The following is a 6,010-nucleotide window of genomic DNA, read 5'->3' as shown; positions in this document are numbered from 1 at the left end:
GAAGGCGTTCACCTGTGGGAACGATATCGTGTTCAATTCGGGCGAGTACGATACTGAGAGTCCGGAAGGCCAGCATCTTCTGGCCCACGAGTTGGCGCACGTCAAACAACAGAACGGCGGTGCGTCCATCTCGATGATGCCCAAGGAGGGCGCTGATCTCGAGATTGATCCAGATCCACAGTTAGAGCGCGAGGCCGACGAAGCAGCCGAGCAGGCATTGTCGGGCGAGGAGCCGCTGGTCGTCAATCGAATGGGGACAGAGGTACACATTCAGCGAGCCGCCGCTGGTGCCCCGGTGAAAGGTGCAGCGGGCGGCAGCAACCTTGCTGAGCGAGTGAGTGCAATCGAAGCATCACTGAGTGAACTCGAGCCGTTGAAACCGCTAGCTGACCGGACTGAGGAACTCACTGCCCAGTTGGACACAGGCGACGACGGGATCGCGAAAAAAGTCGGGGTCGCAGGTATGTGGGGCAGTATCGGCGCTGCACTCACGGCTGCCCAACACGCTGGTGCCGAAGCCATTGGCCTCGACAGCCTCCTCGGAAACGTCACTGGAGAGGCCCATGCCGACGCCGCACTCGGGATGGTCATCGCAGGAACCACGGCAGCGAAAGTCACTGGTGGAAAAGAAGGCCTCTCGGCACTCAAAGAACGTACCAAAGCGTGGTTCTCCGAGTGGCGTGCCAAGAGTGATGAGGACGAGCGCAAGAGCCGAGAAGAGACGGAAGTCGACAATGAAGATGAGAGTGTCTTTGGAATTTTCTAGAGTATGAAGGCCAGTATTAAAGCGGAAACGGACGAGGGTGTGGGGGTCAAAGTGATTGATAATGACGGAGCAGAACATAAAATAGAGATGTCATTCAACGGGGGTGTTGTCTATCATCATCAGGATACGTATCCCGACGCTCCGTCCGAACGAACCAACACCGAAGACGAACGCATCTCCCAGGCTCGGCGCTACGCTAAATATCATGTCTACCGAGAGGAGAACTACGATACCCTTGAGGTGCGGATGAACCCGGACCGTATCGCTGCGGTCCTCGCAGCCATCCACACGATGGATGACGAGAAATTCGAGTCGGTGTTCGAGCCTTTCCATCGCCAGGTGGGCAGCTACGACGATCCTTCCGTGGAGCCACCGATCGACCCACTCGAGTACGTCGATCACGAGGAGTTCAGACTGTACATGCTCGACATCTACCTCGAAGCGGAGCTCGAGGAGATTCAAGCGACCGCGGACGCTTACAGCGACGAACTGGCAGCGATTGCCGACGAAGTCGAGGCCCAGACTGACAGTGGTGGGCTCCGGCAGAAAGTCGCCAACTTCGGCAGCCGAGTTCAACAGCGAGCAGCTACTGGCGACATCGAACCGCCGGAGTTTGCTGTTGAAGCGGTTTCAGATGTCCACTTGCTCTACTACGAGGGAACCAACGACGACCGGGTCGTCGAAGGTGATCGCCCGTTCGACCGAGAGCCCGACGCCCGACTTGAGTTCACACCGATTCCTACCCACTCCATAGAGCAGTTTCGCCCGCTGATTGAGGAACATCTCCTCTGTCAGATCAGAGACTGCTACGTTGGCATGGGAGAAGACCCGCCAGCACAGTATCGCGTGCTGGGTCACGGGCTCTACAAATTCGCCCAGAAGTACCGTCACTTCGATTGTTACCCCGATTACGCCGACCCGGAGGCCGACGTTCCGGGCTACAGAGTCTAAATCGGACCGACCGACAGCGTTCATGAGTATCAAACTCCGTTTCGCGTCACCGCAGCCGGCGACGAATAACTTACATTGCTCTGACCGGCGGTCGAAGTTTACTCCGGCACAGACATTGAGACACAATGCGGACAGCCACGCTTTCAATACTCGGAACGGACTGATCAACCATACGGTGGACAGCCATGTTTACGAGTTTGTTCCGCTGAAGACAGAGACCACTCACCGTACACTCGAGGGAACCAACACCACGCAGGACGAGGTTCCCGATACTGTCCTCGACGTGCTAGGCGAGGGTGGCCGCTCTCTCGAGCAGCCGATTCAGCGAGCACTCGAGGGGCGCATGGACGCCGATTTCTCGAACGTCCGCATTCACACGGGTGCGAAAGCCGCCGAAGCGGCTGAGGCGATCGACGCGAAGGCGTTCACCTGTGGGAACGATATCGTGTTCAATTCGGGCGAGTACGATACTGAGAGTCCGGAAGGCCAGCATCTTCTGGCCCACGAACTGGCGCACGTTCGTCAGCAGACTGGGGCCGCGATCAGCATGATGCCCCAGGAGGGGGCCGATCTCGAGATTGATCCTGACCCACAGTTAGAGCGTGAGGCTGACCAGGCGGCTGCACAGGCACTCTCCGCCGACGAGCCGTTGGTCGTGAGTCGGATGGGGACGGATGTCCACATTCAGCGGACGGCCAGCGATGACGGCGGACTCGCGAGTCCGTCTCGGGTTCGCAAAATCGTCTCCGAAGAGATCGAAAAGCGCGTCCCCGAGGCGGTAGATGAGCGCCTGGAACAGCGCTCCGAAGAGTTCGAGGAGATGCTCAGCAGTTCGGACGAACTGGACGAAGCGGCGTTGGAAGAGCTCGGGGTAGATATCGACGCGATCGAGGACGGCGAGACGAGTTGGTTGGAACGACTACGCAACGGAGCGACCGACAACCGAACGGCGGTCACCGCCGGAGTCGGTGCAACGTTTGCGGCGCTGACAACGATTGCATCTGCGGGCGCATTGCCGCTGGCCGCTGGTGCTGCCGTCGCTGCCTCAGGGGCCTTCGCCTCGGGTATGCTCGGAAAGGGTGCTGCCAACGCCGCGCTTGGTGAGGAGAGCAGCCTCTCTTCAGAGGAACTCGCAACGATCGTCGAAACGGTAAAACGTGAACTGCGGGAGAGCGGTGAGACTGGGGCGGGTGACTCGACGGGTGACGTGGACATGGAGGCAGAGTACGAACAATGAAGGCAGTTATCACAGGGGAATCTAAGCGCATCGGTATCAAGGTTCAAGATAACAATGGTGTAGACCACGGTATCGAGATGGACGAAAGTGGCGAGATCAAGTATCATGAACAAGACGGCTACCCGGACGATCCGTCCAAACGAACCCAAGACGAACACGAGTGGGTTAACCAGACGCGGCGGTTCGCCAAGTTCTACGTCTACCGTCAGCGCGGATACGAGACGGTTGACCCGCTTTCGAACCCGGATCGAATCGCGACCGCCGCGATGGCTATCGCCAACCTTCCAGCAGACGTCTTTGAGGTGCACTTCGGCGAGTTCTACCAGCAGATGCGCCACGACGCCGGCGAAGCGTCGCCGGTTGTCGAGGTTCCAGACCTCCCACCGATGACCGTCCCACGTGTCGAACAGGACATCTACCTCGGGCTGGACAAGACGGATACGGCAGCCTTGCTCGAAGAATTGATCGCCGACGGGACCCTGGAAGCAGTGGTGCGAACGGTCGAACAGACCACAGACAGTGGTGGGCTCATGAGTCGTATCCAGCGGGTCTTCGCCAGCAATGAGGAGATTGATGCCTCCAGTGTGGCAGAAACGTTCAGTGAGGACGTCATCGAGACGATTGGGCCGGTTACAATCCGCTGGGCAAACGGCGACCGTGACGAAGCGGTAACAGGAGGCACCGATGGAGCCGTCCTAGACCGCCATCCAGACGCCCGTCCACAGATGTTCGGTCGAGCGTACCAGTTCGACAATCTCGAGGACTTCCGCCAATCACTGGTCCGTCACCTGTGCTGCCAGGTTCGTGACTGTTACATCACGATGGGGATCGCTCCACCAGAAGATGTTCGGATTCAGGGGCCGGGCTTCTACGATCATATCGGCTGGTACAGCAATCACGATTTCTACCAAAACTACCACGATCCTGAAGCGACGATCACCGACTGGCAAGAACAGCACACGCCCGAAGATGCATACGATCTTTCGGGCTTATTCGACTCCTCCTGACAGAACGGTCGATACACTCTGATTCTGGTATGAGTCTGTCATTCCAATCGGCATCAGGTCTGCCTGGTATTCAGTGCGCCTGTAGTCTCTCCCACCGTACACCGACCTACTGGAGACGAAATAAACCGGGGTCTTCAAACGTCCGCATTCACACGGGTGCGAAAGCCGCCGAAGCGGCTGAGGCAATCGACGCGAAGGCGTTCACCTGTGGAAACGATATTGTATTCAATTCGGGCGAGTACGATACTGAGAGTTCGGAAGGCCAGCATCTGCTGGCCCACGAGCTGGCGCACGTCAAACAGCAGAACGGCGGTGCNAATTCGGGCGAGTACGATACTGAGAGTTCGGAAGGCCAGCATCTGCTGGCCCACGAGCTGGCGCACGTCAAACAGCAGAACGGCGGTGCATCCATCTCCATGATGCCCAAGGAGGGCGCTGATCTCGAAATCGATCCAGATCCACAGTTAGAGCGCGAGGCCGACGAAGCAGCACAGCAGGCATTGTCGGGCGAGGAGCCGCTGGTCGTCAACCGGATGGGAACGGATGTACACGTCCAGCGGTACCCTGGTGAAGAGGCAGTTGCCAAAGCCGGCGATCTCTTTGAGACTGGTACAGAGAAAGTCGATGACGCCACAAGCAAACAGTACCGACTTAGCAAGGACCAACTCTTGGACCTGGTTGAGTCTGTTGAAACACCGAAAGGTCTCACCGAGTGGCTCGAGTATCACGATATCGAGGTAGCCAGCCGCGTTCAAGACGCAGCCAGTAGCCCAGTCAAAGGGATGACACAAGGCTGGACTGTAGGGTCGTCAGTCGGAGCGATGGCTGGACCAGCTGGTGCAGTGGCTGGCGGCCTTGCTGGTGTCCCGATCGGGGCTGTCCTCACCACCAAGTTCGGTCAGAACGTTGCCGACAAGGTTCAGACGTTCTTGCGAGAGCGACTTGGTCTTAACACTGACCAAGAATTCAACCTTGACGACGAGACCGGAGCATATAGCGAAAAGGTCGACTTCTAATCATGCAAGCAAAAATTCGCAAAGAGACAGACGACGGATATGGCGTTTTAGTAACCGATAATAACGAAATTGAGCACAAAATAGGAATCTGTTACGACGGAGAAATTGACGGGCATATTCAAAACGGGTACCCGGACAAGCCAGCGAAACGAACCCATAGCGAAGGTGAACACATTGGGCATGCACGCAAATACGCCCAGTATTACGTCGCTCAAGAGACCGAGCACGACACGATCCCGTGGGACCTCGATGCGGACCGGTTCGAAGACGTTCGGCAGGCGCTCCAGTCGCTCTCAGACGACAAGATTGAGACCGTCTTCGGTGATCTCCTCGACCAAAGTCTGAGCCACTACGATAATGATCCTAACGTCGACATCGGCGACACAACGCGTCCGCACGAACTCCCCGAAGACATGATCGGGTCTGAGGGTGCAGTTGGATACAAACAGGAAATCTGTCTCGATGCTGCCGGTGATATCGAGGCGGTTTCGGGTATCGGTGTTGAATATTACGTTGCTAGAGGTGAGCGCCGGACTGTGTGGCATGGCGATGCGCCTGACAGAGAGCCGGATGCCTGTGTGGATATTACCCCGGCTCCGCTGACCGATCCCGCGCCTTTCAGAGACTATCTGGACTACAACCTTCGGTGTCAGGTCCGCGACTGTTATCTCATGCGGGGTATGGAACCACCTGAAGAGTACAAAGTGCTTGGGCACGGCCAGTATCGCTTCACTGGTAAATACGACAACTTCGATCTCTACCCTCCCTACCATCTTATCGACGCCGATATCCCTGGCTACACCCACGAGTTCCGCCCTGATCTCCCAATCACCTGGGAAGAACTCGTCGAGATGACCGATCCCGGTCGTAACGACTCCATCTACTCACAGATCAAGGGTGCACTCTTCAGTAGATAGGCACTTCTTTCGTTTAATTATATGAGTGTGTCATAGAATCCATCTCATAGCTTCTCACAGCCCGGTTCGTTTCCTCGCTCGTAGTTGGTGATTGCAACAACGAGTCGGAGACACAG

The 6,010-nt window shown here is 57.1% G+C and carries 6 protein-coding genes; all 6 read left to right on the top strand.

From position 1 onward, the window contains the following. On the top strand, positions 1–766 hold a 766-nt coding region (locus C482_RS08620), incomplete at its 5' end, for an eCIS core domain-containing protein (protein WP_006167159.1). Between the two features lie 87 nt (positions 767–853). Beyond that, complete coding sequence (locus C482_RS08615) at positions 854–1,717, top strand: hypothetical protein (protein ID WP_006167158.1); 864 nt, start codon at positions 854–856, stop codon at positions 1,715–1,717. 175 nt (positions 1,718–1,892) lie between these two features. Next, positions 1,893–2,954 (top strand): eCIS core domain-containing protein, encoded by a 1,062-nt coding sequence (locus C482_RS08610; RefSeq protein WP_006167156.1) that lies wholly within the window; start codon positions 1,893–1,895, stop codon positions 2,952–2,954. After that, complete coding sequence (locus C482_RS08605) at positions 2,951–3,961, top strand: RNA-binding protein (RefSeq protein WP_006167154.1); 1,011 nt, start codon at positions 2,951–2,953, stop codon at positions 3,959–3,961. The genes C482_RS08610 and C482_RS08605 overlap by 4 nt, the downstream gene beginning before the upstream one ends. 29 nt (positions 3,962–3,990) lie before the next feature. Then, complete coding sequence (locus C482_RS08600; protein ID WP_006167152.1) at positions 3,991–4,977, top strand: eCIS core domain-containing protein; 987 nt, start codon at positions 3,991–3,993, stop codon at positions 4,975–4,977. A 2-nt stretch (positions 4,978–4,979) separates the two neighbouring features. Next, complete coding sequence (locus tag C482_RS08595) at positions 4,980–5,894, top strand: hypothetical protein (protein WP_006167150.1); 915 nt, start codon at positions 4,980–4,982, stop codon at positions 5,892–5,894. Positions 5,895–6,010 lie beyond the last annotated feature (116 nt).

This window comes from Natrialba chahannaoensis JCM 10990, assembly GCF_000337135.1.
Classification (GTDB): domain Archaea; phylum Halobacteriota; class Halobacteria; order Halobacteriales; family Natrialbaceae; genus Natrialba; species Natrialba chahannaoensis.
The sequence above is the reverse complement of the archived record's forward strand: the minus strand, read 5'-3'. Positions and strand labels throughout refer to the sequence as shown.